This is a genomic window from Amaricoccus macauensis (genome assembly GCF_014201905.1).
Taxonomy (GTDB): Bacteria; Pseudomonadota; Alphaproteobacteria; order Rhodobacterales; family Rhodobacteraceae; genus Amaricoccus; species Amaricoccus macauensis.
Genome location: NZ_JACHFM010000004.1, coordinates 1 through 14,272, shown reverse-complemented (window position 1 = coordinate 14,272; position 14,272 = coordinate 1). Strand labels below are relative to the sequence as shown.

At 66.9% G+C, this 14,272-nt stretch carries 13 protein-coding genes; 9 read left to right on the top strand and 4 right to left on the bottom strand.

Translation table 11 applies throughout. The annotated features are described in order from the left end of the window. Positions 1–24: 24 nt before the first annotated feature. Positions 25–993, bottom strand: a complete 969-nt coding sequence (locus HNP73_RS17400; protein ID WP_184152759.1) for a Bug family tripartite tricarboxylate transporter substrate binding protein — start codon at positions 991–993, stop codon at positions 25–27. A gap of 183 nt (positions 994–1,176) precedes the next feature. Here HNP73_RS17400 and HNP73_RS17395 point away from each other — a divergent pair, with 183 nt between their 5' ends. Together HNP73_RS17395 and yddG are read left to right on the top strand one after the other, a co-directional pair. Further along, positions 1,177–1,914 carry a type 1 glutamine amidotransferase gene (locus HNP73_RS17395; protein ID WP_184152755.1) on the top strand — a complete coding sequence of 246 codons (738 nt, stop codon included), beginning with the start codon at positions 1,177–1,179 and terminating at the stop codon, positions 1,912–1,914. Further along, the gene (gene yddG / locus HNP73_RS17390; protein WP_184152752.1) at positions 1,911–2,774 is read left to right on the top strand and encodes an aromatic amino acid exporter YddG; all 864 of its coding nucleotides are present in this window, start codon (positions 1,911–1,913) and stop codon (positions 2,772–2,774) included. The genes HNP73_RS17395 and yddG overlap by 4 nt, the downstream gene beginning before the upstream one ends. 6 nt (positions 2,775–2,780) lie before the next feature. Here yddG and HNP73_RS17385 read toward each other — a convergent pair whose 3' ends face one another. Beyond that, a complete protein-coding gene (locus HNP73_RS17385) occupies positions 2,781–3,704 on the bottom strand; it encodes a helix-turn-helix domain-containing protein (RefSeq protein ID WP_184152749.1) in 924 nt (307 codons plus the stop codon). A gap of 177 nt (positions 3,705–3,881) precedes the next feature. Between HNP73_RS17385 and HNP73_RS17380 the strand changes: the two genes are divergently transcribed. The 3 genes from HNP73_RS17380 to HNP73_RS17370 all read left to right on the top strand — a co-directional run bounded on the left by HNP73_RS17380 (position 3,882) and on the right by HNP73_RS17370 (position 7,740). Next, a complete protein-coding gene (locus tag HNP73_RS17380) occupies positions 3,882–5,579 on the top strand; it encodes an FAD-dependent oxidoreductase (protein ID WP_184152746.1) in 1,698 nt (565 codons plus the stop codon). A 116-nt stretch (positions 5,580–5,695) separates the two neighbouring features. Then, a complete protein-coding gene (locus HNP73_RS17375) occupies positions 5,696–6,937 on the top strand; it encodes an ABC transporter substrate-binding protein (protein WP_184152743.1) in 1,242 nt (413 codons plus the stop codon). Positions 6,938–6,951: 14 nt separating this feature from the next. Then, entirely contained in the window at positions 6,952–7,740 is a 789-nt protein-coding gene (locus tag HNP73_RS17370; RefSeq protein ID WP_184152741.1) for an SDR family NAD(P)-dependent oxidoreductase, read from the top strand. A 203-nt stretch (positions 7,741–7,943) separates the two neighbouring features. Here the strand turns inward: HNP73_RS17370 and HNP73_RS17365 are convergent, their stop codons facing one another. After that, on the bottom strand, positions 7,944–9,254 hold the full coding sequence (locus tag HNP73_RS17365) for a hypothetical protein (protein WP_184152738.1): 1,311 nt from the start codon (positions 9,252–9,254) through the stop codon (positions 7,944–7,946). A gap of 444 nt (positions 9,255–9,698) precedes the next feature. Between HNP73_RS17365 and pobA the strand changes: the two genes are divergently transcribed. Both pobA and HNP73_RS17355 read left to right on the top strand, forming a co-directional pair. Continuing rightward, the gene (pobA, locus tag HNP73_RS17360; protein ID WP_184152735.1) at positions 9,699–10,871 is read left to right on the top strand and encodes a 4-hydroxybenzoate 3-monooxygenase; all 1,173 of its coding nucleotides are present in this window, start codon (positions 9,699–9,701) and stop codon (positions 10,869–10,871) included. Next, the gene (locus HNP73_RS17355; protein ID WP_184152732.1) at positions 10,871–11,440 is read left to right on the top strand and encodes an NIPSNAP family protein; all 570 of its coding nucleotides are present in this window, start codon (positions 10,871–10,873) and stop codon (positions 11,438–11,440) included. The genes pobA and HNP73_RS17355 overlap by 1 nt, the downstream gene beginning before the upstream one ends. Positions 11,441–11,448: 8 nt before the next feature. On the opposite strand, the gene HNP73_RS17350 is transcribed toward HNP73_RS17355, so the two are convergent. Then, positions 11,449–11,955 carry a hypothetical protein gene (locus HNP73_RS17350; RefSeq protein WP_221288808.1) on the bottom strand — a complete coding sequence of 169 codons (507 nt, stop codon included), beginning with the start codon at positions 11,953–11,955 and terminating at the stop codon, positions 11,449–11,451. A gap of 66 nt (positions 11,956–12,021) precedes the next feature. Between HNP73_RS17350 and HNP73_RS17345 the strand changes: the two genes are divergently transcribed. Continuing rightward, on the top strand, positions 12,022–13,038 hold the full coding sequence (locus HNP73_RS17345; protein WP_184152729.1) for an LLM class flavin-dependent oxidoreductase: 1,017 nt from the start codon (positions 12,022–12,024) through the stop codon (positions 13,036–13,038). A gap of 94 nt (positions 13,039–13,132) precedes the next feature. Beyond that, complete coding sequence (locus tag HNP73_RS17340) at positions 13,133–14,023, top strand: nitrilase-related carbon-nitrogen hydrolase (protein WP_184152726.1); 891 nt, start codon at positions 13,133–13,135, stop codon at positions 14,021–14,023. Positions 14,024–14,272 lie beyond the last annotated feature (249 nt).

Below are 14,272 nucleotides of genomic sequence, written 5' to 3'. Positions count from 1 at the left end.
CTGCGGCGCTGCCTCCCGCCATGCTCAGTCGGCCTTGATGTTGGCGCCCTCGACCACGGGCTTCCACTTTGCCATCTCGGCTTCCACGTGGGCTGCGAGTTCCTCTGGGGAGGAGCCGACGATCTGGGCCGAGAACTCGTCCATGCGCTCGGCGACCTTCGGGTCGGCGACGGCGGCGAGGGCCGCGGCATTCAGCTTCGCGACGATCTCGGGCGGCGTGCCGGCCGGCGCGAAGAGCGCGTTCCAGGTGTAGGTCTCGTACCCCGGCAGGGTCTCGGCGATCGTCGGCACGTCGGGGAAGGACGGCGCGCGTTCGGCGGTGGTGACGCCGAGGGCGCGGAGCGTACCGGACTTGATGTGCGCCGAGGCCGAGGGGAGGTTGTCGAAGATGATCGGAACCTGGTTGCCGATCACGTCGGTGAGCGCGGGGCCGGAGCCCTGATAGGGCACGTGCTCGATGTCGACGCCGGCCATCGACTTGAAGAGTTCGCCCGAGAGATGCAGCGGCGTGCCGTTGCCCGAAGAGGCGTAGGCGAGTTCGCCCGGCTTCTCCTTGGCGAGGTCGATCAGCTCCTGCACGGTCTTGACCGGCAGCTCGGGGTTCACCGCGAGCACGTTCGGCACGATGATGAGCAGCGAGACCGGTGCGAAGTCCTTGACCGGGTCATAGGGGGATTGAGCGAGAATGAGCGGGTTCAGGGCGTGGGTGGCGACGGTGCCCATCAGGATGGTGTAGCCGTCCGGTGCCGCCCGGGCGACGGTGCCGGCACCGAGGCTGCCGCCGGCGCCGGCGCGATTCTCCACCACCACCTGCTGGCCGAGTTCCTGCGCCATGCGTTCGGCGATGATCCGGCCGACCACGTCGGTCGAGCCGCCGGCGGCGAAGGGGATGACGAGCGTCACGGGTTGGGTCGGGTAGTCCTGCGCTGCCGCCGGCAAGGCGACGGCGGCGAGCGCCGCCGCCATCATCATGGCGCGTCGGGTCAGTTTCATGGGAGGTCCTCCGAGCTTGTCGGGAGACTGTCCGGGAGGGTGGCAACGTCTGTCAACCGCCAGCCGGTCACGCGCCGCCGGGGTGTCGACGGGCGACGCGGGAAAGTCGGCTTGCAGCGGAGCGTGGAAAGCTCCAAATCTCGCGCAAGCGGCGCTCGGCGTGAGGCGGGAGAGACAGGCGAGATGAAGCTCGGGATACTCGAGACGGGCGATGTGGCCCCGGAGCTGAAGGCACGCCATGGCGATTACCCGGCGATGTTCCGGGCCCTGCTCGGCGCCGTCGAGCCGAAGCTGGAATTCGCCACCGTCTCCGTGGTGTCGGGCGCAATGCCGGCGGCTCCCGGGCAGGCTGACGCCTGGCTCGTCACCGGCTCGCGGCACGGCGTCTACGACGGGCTGCCATGGATCGAGCCCCTGAAGGGGTTCCTGCGCGACTGCATCGACGCGCGGGTGCCGGTCGTCGGCATCTGCTTCGGACACCAGATCCTTGCCGAGGCGCTGGGCGGGCGAGCGGTGAAGTCCGATCGCGGCTGGGGGCTCGGGGTGCAGGAGTATGACGTGGTGCCGGGGGCGCCGGCCTGGCTCGGGGCGCTGCCGGAGCATTTCGCCATGCGGGCGCTGCATCAGGATCAGGTGGTCGAGCTGCCGCCGAACGCCCATGTGCTGGCGCACTCGGCGCATTGCGACTTCGCCGCCGTGGCCTACGGCGATCCCGAGCGGCCGGAGGCGATCTCGCTCCAGCCGCACCCGGAGTTCGGGCCGGAGTTCATGGACGAGCTGCTGGCGCTGCGCGCCGGGACCACCTTCGCGACCGAGCTTGCCGACGAGGCGCGGGCATCGCTGGTCCGGCCGGTGGCCAACGAGGCGTGGGCGCGGGCGATCGTCGACTATCTGCACGGTGTCTTGCCGGACGCCGCATGAGCCGGGGCCGCGCGACGGCGACCGGATTTGGCGCCGTCCTGCTCTGGGCGCTGCTGGCGTTGCTGACGGTCGCCGTCGGGCCGGTGCCGCCGTTCCAGCTTTCGGCGTTCTGCTTCGCGATCGGCGGGACCGCAGGGCTCGTCTGGATCGCGGCGACCGGCCGGCTTTCGGGCGCGATCCGCGGGGTGCCGGGTGTGGTCTGGCTCATCGGGATCGGCGGGCTTTTCGGCTATCACGCGTCCTATTTCGCGGCGCTGCAACTGGCGCCGCCGGCGCAGGCGAGCCTCATCGCCTACCTCTGGCCGCTGCTGATCGTGCTCTTCTCCGGGCTGCTTCCGGGTGAGCGGCTGCGGGCCGGTCATGTGGGGGGGGCGGTGGTGGCGCTTCTCGGCGCGGGGCTGGTGGTGGCGGGGCCGGGGCAGGCGGTGGCGGCGGCGTTCCTGCCGGGCTACCTCGCGGCGGCGGCCTGCGCCCTCATCTGGTCGGCCTACTCGGTCCTGAGCCGGCGTTTCGGCACGGCACCGACCGAGACGGTGGCGGTCTTCTGCCTCGCAACGGCGGCGCTGTCGCTGCTGGCGCATCTGGCGTTCGAGACGACGGTCTGGCCGGGGACGGCGTCGGGCTGGGTGGCGATGGTGGCGCTCGGGCTCGGGCCGGTGGGGCTCGCGTTCTATCTCTGGGACATCGGCGTGAAGCGCGGCGACATCCAGCTTCTTGGCACCGCGTCCTATGCCGCGCCGCTGCTGTCGACGTTTGCGCTCATTGCGGCAGGCTTCGCGCGGCCGAGCCTGTCGCTCGTGGCGGCGACGGTGCTCATCACCGGCGGGGCGCTTGTCGCGGCGCGGGCGAGCCGGAAATAACGCAATTCAGCGCGGCGCGGCAGGGGCCACGGGAGGTGCTGCGCCGAGTTCCTCGCGCAGCCGTCCCGGGGCGACGCCGGTGCGCTTGGAGAAGAACCGGCTGAAATAGGCCGGATCCTCGAAGCCGAGGGCATAGCCGATTTCGGCGACGGTCATCCCGGTGTAGATCAGCCAGCGCTTCGCTTCGGTGATGATCCGGTCGTGCAGGAGCCCGGAGGCGGTCGTGCCAAGCCGGGTCTTGCAGGCGGCGTTGAGCCGCGCCGGGGTAACGCCGAGTGCGCTGGCGTAGAACTCGGTTCCGCGCTCGGCGCGAAAGTGCTGCTCGACGAGATCGCGGTAGCGCAGGACGAGGGCGTAGCTGCGGTCCGTCGGCTGGCTCGGCGCGGCGGCGAAGACCTGGGCGCGCATCAGGGCCACGAGCACGGTGATGAAGTGCGCCATGATCGCCGGTCGGCGGCCGGGGGCGGAAAAGACGAACTCGCGGCTGAGCTCGGCAAAGCAGCTTGCGACCTGCGCGGGGTCGAGGCCGGTGCCTGCGAGGGGGAAGACCCCGGCGAGGCGGGTCGCCTCCATGAGCCGGGCGTCGCCGTGCGAGGACTGGCTGACGAAGGGCTCGGAGGCGGTGATGACCGTGCCGTCGGTCCCCGGCAGAAAGTGGATCTGGTGGATCGCGCCCACGGGCACGCTCATCAGACATGGCGTCTCGACCGGGATCCGACTGTCCTCGATGTCGATCGAGCCGCCGCCCGCGGCTACGTAAAGCACCTGATAGTGGTTCGGATGCGAGTGCGGCGCGATCGTCCAGTCGTAGGAGCCCGACCGCTTGGCGATGGGCTCGACGTGGACGAAATCCAGCTCGACCGCGGCGCTCTCGTCGTCATCAAGCTGGCCGTAGAGATAGTAGTGCGGGATTGGCACTGCCGCGGTCATGCTTCTTGCCCCCTGCCGGACCCCGCCCGCCGCACGCGCCGGACATTCGAATTGTGCAAGCTTTGAGCGGGAGCGTCCATTCGCCGTGGCGTGTGGGGCGGCTAGTTTCCTCATCAGCAAAACGGAAATGCCGGCAACGTCAGTCATGACGGAGAGGTCGGCCGAAGCGGAGGAAACATGGCGCTATCTCAGGATATCACGTGCGACGTGCTGGTGATCGGCTCGGGTGCGGGCGGTCTCTCGACGGCGGTGACGGCGAAGAAGCACGGGCTCGACGTGGTGGTGATCGAGAAGGACGATGTGTTCGGGGGCACCACGGCGTTCTCGGGCGGCGTGCTCTGGATCCCGGGGAACGGCCGGGCGCAGACGGATGCGCGGGAGAGCCGCGACCGGGCGAAGGAGTATCTGAAGTCCGAGACCGGCAACTTCTTTCAGGACGACATGATCGAGGCGTTCCTCGACACCGGCCCGAAGATGCTCGACTGGTTCGAGAACGAGACCGAGGTCCGCTTCGTTCCGACGATGTATCCCGACTATCACCCGACGGCGCCGGGGGGTGTCGATGTTGGACGCTCGGTGCTGGCGGCGCCGTTCGATTCGTCGGAACTCGGCCCGGAGCTGAAGCGACTGCGGCCGCCGCTCTCGACGATCACCTTCGTCGGCATGATGTTCAACTCGTCGAACGCTGACCTGAAGCACTTCTTCAAGGCGACGAAGTCGATCACCTCGGCACTCTATGTGGCGAAGCGGCTCGGGATTCATGCGGTGGAACTCGCCCGCTACGGGCGGGGTGTACAGGTGACGAGCGGCAACGCGCTGGCGGCGCGGCTGGCGCGGTCGTGCTTCAAGCTCGGGATTCCGATCCACACCGGCACGCCGGCGGAGTCGCTGATCCGCGAGGGTGAGGCGGTGACGGGCGCGGTGGTGAAGGGGGCGAACGGCCCGGTGCGGATCTCCGCGCGGCGTGGCGTGGTGCTGGCCTGTGGCGGCTTCCCGCACGACCGGGCGCGGACGACGGAGGCCTATCCGCACCTGAAGCGGGGCGGCGAGCATCTCTCGCCGGTGCCGGCGGCAAACACCGGCGACGGGATCAAGCTGGCGGAGACGGCCGGGGCGCAGATGGAGATCCGGTATCCCTCGGCTGCGGCGTGGATGCCAGTCTCGAAGGTGCCCAACGGCAAGGGCGGGTTCACGGCGTTCCCGCATCTGCTGGACCGCTACAAGCCCGGGATCATCGCCGTCCTGAAGAACGGCAAGCGGTTCTGCAACGAGGCCGAGAGCTATCACGACGTGGGCGCGGCGATGATCGCGGCCTGCGACGGCGAGAAGGAGACGGCGGCGTGGCTGATCGCCGACAAGGAGACGATGGGGAAGTACGGGCTCGGCTACGCGAAGCCGGCGCCGCTGCCGCTCGGGCCGCTGCTGAAGAATGGCTACCTGAAGAAGGGGGAGACGCTGGCGGCGCTGGCGCAGGCCTGCGGGATCGATGCGGCCGCGCTCGAGGCGACGGTGGCCGAGTACAACCGGGGTGCGGCGAACGGGCGGGACGAGCAGTTCGGCCGCGGTGAGACGGCGTTCAACCGCTATCTCGCGGACCCGGAGGTGAAGCCGAACCCCTGCGTCGGGCCGGTGGCCAAGGGGCCGTTCTATGCGGTGAAGCTGGTGATGGGCGATCTCGGCACCTTCGACGGGCTGAAGACGACCGTGCAGGGGCAGGTTCTCGACGCCGACGAGCAGCCGATTTCCGGGCTCTATGCGGTGGGCAATGACCGGGCGAGCATCATGGGCGGCAACTATCCCGGGGCCGGCATCACCCTCGGACCGATCATGACCTTCGGGTTCATCACCGGCCGGCATCTGGCCGAGGCGGCGTGAGCGAGCCTTGCCGCGCGAGATGCGCGGCAAGGACAACTATCTGGAAGAGATAAATGACCTTCCGGGCATCAACCCGGCGGAAATCAGGCTCAACAACACCTGAAGGGGAGGAACCCATGCACGTTACGCGACGCACACTGCTCGGCACGGCGGCTGCCGCCGCTGCCGTCAGCGTCTGGCCGTTCGGACCGGCACGGGCCGAGGACAAGACGATCCGCATCGGCGTCATCACCGACATGTCGGGGATCTACCGCGACGTCTCGGGGCCGACGACGGTCGAGTGCACGAAGCAGGCGGTCGAGGAGTTCACGGCGGCCAATCCCGATATCGCCGTGGAGGTGCTGGTCGCCGATCACCAGAACAAGCCCGACGTGGGCCTCAGCGTCATCCGGCAGTGGTTCGATCAGGAGGGCGTCGATCTCATCTCGAACGTCGGCAACAGCGCCATCGCTCTCGGGGCGGGGGAACTGCTGAAGGCGCAGGACAAGGCCGCGCTCATCACCACGGCGGGCTCGTCCGACCTGACCGGGAAGAGCTGCAACGCCAACTGGGTGCACTGGAGCTGGGACAGCTGGGCGCTGGCCCATTCGACCGCGACCTCGTCGGTCAAGACCGGCGGCGACAAGTGGTTCTTCATCACGGCTGACTACGCCTTTGGCCACGCCGCCGAGCAGGACGCGACGAGGTTCGTCGAGGCCGCGGGCGGTCAGGTGCTGGGCGCGGTGCGCTATCCTTACGGCAGCACCACGGATTTCTCCTCGTTCCTGTTGCAGGCACAGGCCAGCGGCGCGAACGTGATCGGCCTCGCCAACTCGGGCAACGAGCTGATCAACGCGCTGCGGCAGGCGCAGGAATTCGGCATCGTCGCGAGCGGTGTCCGCATGGCGGCGCTGGTCGGCTACATCACCGACGTGATGGGCATGGGCCTCGACGTGGCGCAGGGCCTGACGCTGACCGAGACGTTCTACTGGAACCTCAACGACCGGACGCGGGCCTTCATGGACCGGATGCGGCCACGGCTCGGCGAGAACGTGTTCCCGAACATGAGCCAGGCCGGCGACTACGCGGGCGTGCTCCACTACCTGAAGGCGGTGAAGGCGGTTGGCGTCGATCAGGCGAAAGCCTCGGGCGGTGCCGTCATCGCGAAGATGAAGGAAATGCCGACCGACGACGACGCCTTCGGGCAGGGCACGATCCGGCCCGACGGCCGCAAGCTGCACCCGGCGTATCTCTTCCAGGTGAAGACTCCCGAAGAGAGCACCGAACCCGGCGACATCTACAACCTGCTCGCCACCATTCCCGCCGAAGAGGCGTTCCGGCCCATGAGTGAGGGCGGCTGCCCGCTCGTCGCCGGCTGAAGGAGACAATTCTGATGGAAACGAAGCACACCCCGAGCCACTGGCTCGGGATCGAGGGAGACGTGGCCGTCGTCACCGGCGCGGCCGGGGGTATCGGCAAGGGGATCGCACAGGTTCTGGCAGATGCCGGGGCGGCGGTCTGGATCCTCGACCGGGATCAGGCCGCGTGTGACGCGGCGGCGGCGGAAGTTGGCCATGGCGCCCGGGGGCTGGCGTTCGACGCGGCCGACCGGGCGACGATCGACAGGGCTGCGGCGACAATCGGACGTTGCGATATCCTCGTCAACAACGCCGGCATCCTGCGCGGCGGGCCGCTCGCTGAGACGGATCTGGCGGAATGGGATCTGGTGCTGCGCATCAACCTCACGGGCTATCTCGCCTGCTCGCAGGCGTTCGGCGCGGGGATGCGCGAGCGCGGGCGCGGGGCGCTCGTCCACGTCGCCTCGATCGCGGCGAGTGAGCCGCAGGCCTTCTCGGGCGCCTACAGCCCGTCAAAGGCCGCGGTCGCCATGCTGTCGCGCCAGCTCGCCTTTGAATGGGGGCCGGATGGGGTGCGGTCGAACTCGGTGAGCCCGGGGATGATTCGCACGCCGCTGTCGGAAAGCTTTTATCAGGTGCCGGGGATCCTCGAGGCACGCTCGGCCGTGGTTCCGGCGCGGCGCGTGGGGGCGCCCGAGGACATCGCCAACGCGGCGGCGTTCCTTGCGAGCCCGCGAGCCGCTTACGTCAGCGGGCAGGATCTCGTCGTTGACGGAGGCTTCAGTCAGACGCTGATGTCGCACGTGCCCCGGCCGGGACATTAGAGCAGTGCCCTGCGCCTTCGGCGGGAAGCTTTCGGTCGCGCGACCCCAAGCATCCCGCCGGATGACAGGACGAGATCGAAATGCCGAAGCCCCGCGCTTCGGCGGCTCAGCCTCGCATCGACCGCCGCCAACGCCCGCTCGCTCAATCCATCTACTGAGGTTTGCCCATCTTCTCGTCCCGATCCGCCTCGGGGGAAAGGCAATCAGACAACCCCACTGTCTCTCGGGAATTGCGGATGATTCAGATCGGGCGGAAACCGCTCTGACCGCGGAGGAACAGACTCCAGCGCCGCCGGGTTCTTCCGGCGATAGGACTGATAGCTATAAATGTACATCATGACTATGAAAGGAACGCCGTTCACGAAGTACATCCCAAGCCGAAGGTAAATGATAATGAGAGTTACAAAGAATGCATGATTGATATAATTTGCGACATTTAATGAAAAGAAGCGCACCAGAAAGAAGATGGAGAGGGCAAGGCCAACAATGCCCATCTCTGCCGTGACCTTCAGGAGAAACGATGAGGCGGAGTTGTTACCAGGGAGGATTTCGAGGTACGAGGGCACCTCGAAGCCCCCGATATACCTACTATAAATCTCATAGTAGGATCCGATTCCTGTACCTAGGTAATAGTTGTCAAAGAACGCTGATTTGGTGATATAGTAATTCACCAGGAGCGTGTAGGTGCTCAGGTTCACGTCATAGGGTTTCAGGGCCGATTTATCTCTAAGCACTTCCAGAGTATCTGCGAAGCGTACCGCGAAGACGTCGACACTGATCATCGAGATGACCAGATACAAAATGAAAGGAGACGCCAGGGTGAAAAAGAGAAGGCGGCGTCGCGCAAGCGTGGGCAAAATCAGAAGTATCGAGGCAATAATGCCCATGTATCCCAGCGCGGAAAGGGTGAGCAACTGCGCTGCGATGACCGCTACCGCGCCGAGCGTTATCTTTCTCAGGACCAGAATTTTGTAGAGGGCAAAGTAGACTGCCGGCATCAGTGCTACGGCAAAATTCGAGGGTTCGCTGCTAAGCCCGACGACGCCGAGAAGGGAGCCGCTCGTCTTTCCGATGAGTGCCCATGCGAAAAGGATGGTTGACCCTGCAAGCCAGAACGCTTCCTGGACGAAAGCGAATATCGAAAAGTATACAGCGACCGCATAGTACTTTCGAAATATTCGCTCAATGTCAAAATTATAATCTCGGATGTATGCATGATACGCCAAGAACGTCAGAATGATTGGCGGCATGTAAGAGATCAGATATTTTATTGGTGTCGAAAAGGCCAAGCTTCCGATAACCGATAGAAATACGATTAGAAAGAACATGTAAGCAAACGATGCCGGGAATCGCAAGTTGCCATTGACAAGAATATGCCCAAAAAGATACATGGACAATGGGATGTAAAACAAGTAAAGGTTGCCAATAGGGCTATCGAAGAAGAGGCCCGACATGAAGGGCGAACTCAGCACCAGTGCGTCCCAGATCGTGAGGCGCGTTCTTACAATCTTCATCTTATAGCCCTTATCGCCAGTCGTCTGCGCATCCTGATCGGGTTGGGACGCTGCTCGCCGGGAAGCCTGAAACTACTTGCAACGGCTTGATCCTGCCCAGCCCACAGGCAGGGCGGACGATCCTCGCCTGCGAGTTGCGAGAGATCAGGCTGACCGTATCTGTGCCGACTCCGGACGCGGAACGGAAGCATAATCGCATATCGATGGAAAATACAACTATTGGCTGATCCGGACGGATCGGCGTCGGGTTTGGCGAGCGCGCCTCGCAGATCCCAGGTCGACCTGGCGACCCAGTTCGAGTGGGACGTGCGAGGCGATCTGGTCGCGCAGAGCCATAAACGCTGACTTTAAGTGCAACCAGCACTTTCGTCGGGGCCACGCATGAGTGATGGTCGAAACCGCCGGCCGGGGGGGCCGGACAAAAAGGACAGGAGAAAACGCTTTATGCGTACCCAGGTCGCAATCATTGGCTCTGGCCCGTCAGGGCTTCTGCTTGGGCGTTTGCTGACGCTCGCCGGAATTGACAACATTATTATCGACCGGGTCGATCGCGAATACATCCTTGGACGTGTGCGTGCGGGTGTGCTCGAGCAGGGCATGGTCAACATGATGCGCGAGGCGCAGGCGTCCGAGAAGCTCGACGCCGAGGGCCTGCCGCATGACGGCTTCGAGATCGCGTTGAACGGCGGGCTGCACCACATCGACCTGCACGGGCTGACCGGTGGCAAGCGCGTCACGATCTACGGGCAGACCGAGGTCACGCGCGACCTGATGGACAAGCGCGAGGCGGACGGGGTGACGACGATCTACGACGCCCAGCACGTCACGCCGCGCGAATTCGGCGGCAAGAATCCGTGGATCAGCTACGAGAAGGACGGTGCCACCCATCGCATCGACGCCGACTTCATCATCGGCTGCGACGGCTTCCACGGGCCGAGCCGCAAGGCGGTGCCGCCAAAGGCGATCGAGACCTTCGAGCGGGTGTACCCGTTCGGCTGGCTCGGGCTGCTGGCCGACGTGCCGCCGGCGGCGGAGGAACTGGTCTACGGCAAGCACGCGCGCGGCTTTACGCTCTGCTCGATGCGCTCGAAGACCCGCAGCCGCTATTACCTGCAGGTGCCGCTGACCGATCAGGTGGAGAACTGGTCGGATGACGCGTTCTGGGATGAGCTGCGCCGCCGCCTGCCGGAGCAGGTCGCCGACGCGGTGGTGACCGGCCCGTCGTTCGAGAAGTCGATCGCGCCGCTGCGCTCGTTCGTCGCCGAGCCGATGCGCTTCGGCAAGCTGTTCCTTGCGGGCGACGCGGCGCACATCGTGCCGCCGACCGGCGCGAAGGGTCTGAACCTCGCGGCGTCGGATATCCGCTATCTCTTCGACGGGCTGCGGGAGCACTATGCCGACAAGTCCCCGGCCGGGCTCAATGCCTATTCCGAGCGGGCGCTGGCGCGGATCTGGAAGGCGGAGCGGTTCAGCTGGTGGATGACGACCATGCTGCACACCTTCGCCGAGGATGATGCATTCGGCCGGCGGATCCACGATGCCGAGCTGTCGTATACGCTTTCTTCGGTCGCCGCGCGGACGGCGCTCGCGGAGAACTACGTGGGGCTGCCGTACTGATGCTCTACGAATGGCGTACCTACAGCTTCCGGCCGGGACAGGCGGTGCGTTACCTGGAGGCCTTCCGCAAGGAAGGCCTGCCTCTGGTGACGCGGCACCTGCCGATGCTCGGCTACTGGCTGACCGACGCCGGGCGGCTGAACCTGCTGCACCATCTCTGGGTCTATCGTGATCTCGACGACCGTGCCGCGTGTCGCATGACGCTTGGCGCGGATACGGAGTGGGTGTCGGGCTTCTGGCCCGGCGCCGCCGCGATGGTCGAGGCGCAGGAGACCTGGTTCCTGAGCCTCGAGACCGGCTCGCCGGAGCTTGAGGCAGCGGTCGCCGGGGCGCGGGGTGTGCGCGAGGCGCCGCCCGGCGAGCTCTTCGCGCCGGGCATGGCGATGGTGGAGTTCGGCGGGACGGGCGAGCCCCTCGCGGGCAGCGTTGCGACGTGGCGCGTGGTCGCGGGCGAGCGGCCGGGCACGCGGGTCGGGCTGGCGCGTTGGCCCGGATTGCCGCCGTCGCTGCCTGAGGGCAGTGCCGAGCGGCGGGAGATGATGCGGACCTGCGCCTTCTCGCCGCTCTGAGCCTGCGGTCACGGGATCCGGTCGGCGCAGTCGGTCGGAACCGCCGCGGTGAGGGTGCCACCCGAGGCCACCGGTGCGAGGTGGCCTTGGGTGATCTCGATCGGCCGGAAGGGCGGGTCCTGGATCGCCGGCTGTATCTGCCGTGTGGTGTAGCAGCCGGCGAACGTCGTGACCGTGCCATTGGTCGCGGTGGCGCGGATCGCGGCGGGGACGGCGGCGTAGATGCTGCCGACGGCACCGTCGGTCGTCACCGGGCCGAGTTCGAGCTCGACCTTCGCCGTTTCGGCGTAGCCGGCCGCGAAGCCCGGGTAGTCGGGCGGGCTGGCGAGATAGCCGTAGGCCCGGGCGTACTCCTGCCGGGCCACGGCGTTGTAGTAGGAACGCACGAGGCTCGCCGGATCCGAGCGGTCGTCGAGGTAGGGCGGCAGATCCTGCGCGAGGGCCGGGGCGGCGAAGAGAAGGGCGAGGGCGCTGAGCATGGGGCCGAGGCTGATCCCCCACGGTGCCGGGGTCAAGCGCCGGGGATCGTCGCGTGGCGATTGGCCCTTGCCGCGGCCGGTCCGCTGCCTACATGCCGCTGCATGATCCCGTATTCGCTCCTTGATCTCGCCCCGATTCCCGAAGGCTCGACTGCGGCCGAGGCGCTGGGGAACACGCTCGACCTTGCCCGCCATGCCGAGTCGCTCGGCTACCGGCGCTACTGGCTCGCCGAGCATCACAACATGACCGGCATCGCCAGCGCGGCGACGGCGGTGCTGATCGGCCGGGTGGCGGCGGAGACCCGGACGATCCGCGTCGGCGCGGGCGGCATCATGCTGCCGAATCACGCTCCGCTACAGGTTGCGGAGGCGTTCGGCACGTTGGAGACGCTGTTTCCGGGCCGAATCGACCTTGGGCTGGGCCGGGCGCCCGGCACCGACATGGCGACGGCGCGCGCGCTCCGGCGCTATCTGGCCGGCGCCGACAGCTTTCCGCAGGACGTGGTGGAGCTTCTCGGCTATCTCGGTGATCCCCGGCCGGGCGCACAGGTGCGCGCGGTCCCGGGCGAGGGCACGCACGTGCCGGTCTGGATTCTCGGATCGAGCCTCTTCGGCGCGCAACTCGCGGCGCATCTCGGGCTGCCCTACGCCTTCGCCTCGCACTTCGCGCCGACCGATCTGGTGGCGGCGAGCCGGATTTATCGCGAGACGTTCAAGCCCTCGCCCGAGCTTGCCGCACCACGCCTGATGATCGCTGTGAACGTCTTCGCGGCGGAGACCGACGCGGCGGCGCGGCGGTTGCGGACCTCGATGCAACAGGCTTTCGTGAACTTGCGCACTGGACGACCCGGGCCGCTGCCGCGGCCGGTCGACGACATCACCGCGGTCTGCGATCCGGCCGCACTCGCCATGGCGGATCAGGCGCTCTCGGTCACGGCCGTTGGCTCCCCGGAGACAGTGCGCGCCGGAATCTCGGAGATTATCGAGAGGTTTCAGCCAGATGAGGTGATTCTCACCGGCCAGATTCATGACCACGCCGCCCGCCTGCGCTCCTTCGAGATCGCGGCGGAGGTCCTGCAAAGCCTCGGTTCGGGGCCGAAGGACGCCGGAGCGGCGTGAGCGGCACGTCCGCGCGGCGGGCGAGAATCCTGTTGCACCCGCGGCGCTCGGCTGGCGGAATGCCGCCGCGGCCGCAGGAGGCCGGCGGAGGACGATGATGAAGCTTGCCGCGGCAGCCTTTCCGATCGAGTGGCACTCGCGCTGGAATGACTATGTGGGAAAGCTGCGGGTCTGGGTCCGCACCGCCACGGAGCAGGGGGCCGAACTGCTGGTTTTCCCGCAACTGGCCGCTCTCGAGCTCACAAGTCTCGCAGGCAAGGAGAACGCCAAGGATCCCGAGCGGGCCATCGAGGCGATGACGGCCCGGCTGAAGGACGTCGACGATCTCCACGCCAGTCTCGCGCGCGAGTTCAAGGCAACGATCTCGGCGGCCACCGGCCCGGTGCGGCCGCGTGACGGCGATCCGGTCGATCGCGCGCGCCTCTTCACCCCCGACGGCAGCGTTGGCCGGCAGGATCGCCTCACGATCGACCCGAACGAGGCACTCCCGCTCACCGCCGGCGAGATGGCCCGGGTCTTCGAGACACCGCTCGGCCGCATTGGTATCCTGATCGGCAGCGACCTGACCCGCCCGGAAATCGCCCGGGCGATGGTCGACTCGGGCGCGAGCCTGCTGCTGGCGCCCGGTATCGCCGACATTCCACGCAGCGTCGCCCGCCTCCGGATCGCCGCGCGCGCCCGCGCGGCAGAAACCGGGGTGCCGGTCATCGCCGCCATGACGATCGGAAGCGCCGACTGGCTGCCCGCGGCCCGGCAGGGCTACGGCGCGGCGGGGATCTACGTGCCGCCGGCCCCCGGGCTGCCCGACGACGGGGTCTTCGCCATGGGAAAGGTCGATTCCGCCGGCTGGACCTATGGCGAGATCGATCTGGCGCTTCCGGGGCTCGAAGCAGGCCCGCGTCCGCTGTGGAATGGCGGCGTCGAGACGGTGCCGCTCGGGGTTGCCAGCCCCTCCGCCGGGCAGGCTGAAAAGAATCTGTCATGAGCTCGCTTTTTTCGCTTGCGGACTCTGAGACTCGGCCGTAGAAGACGCTCCACCGGCGGCGAGGCAAACACTAGCGCAGCGGCGGCGGAAATCGGAGGTTCGGGCAGCTTGTAGCGCCAGAGGTTTGGCGCCACGGGTTGTTTTTTCGGCCTCCCGCTCTTTGACATAACATATCTAGATGAAGGGATATGTGGGCGGTTTGGTTCATTTCGATGGACGAACGTTTGCATATCTGGCCCTTTAGGCGGA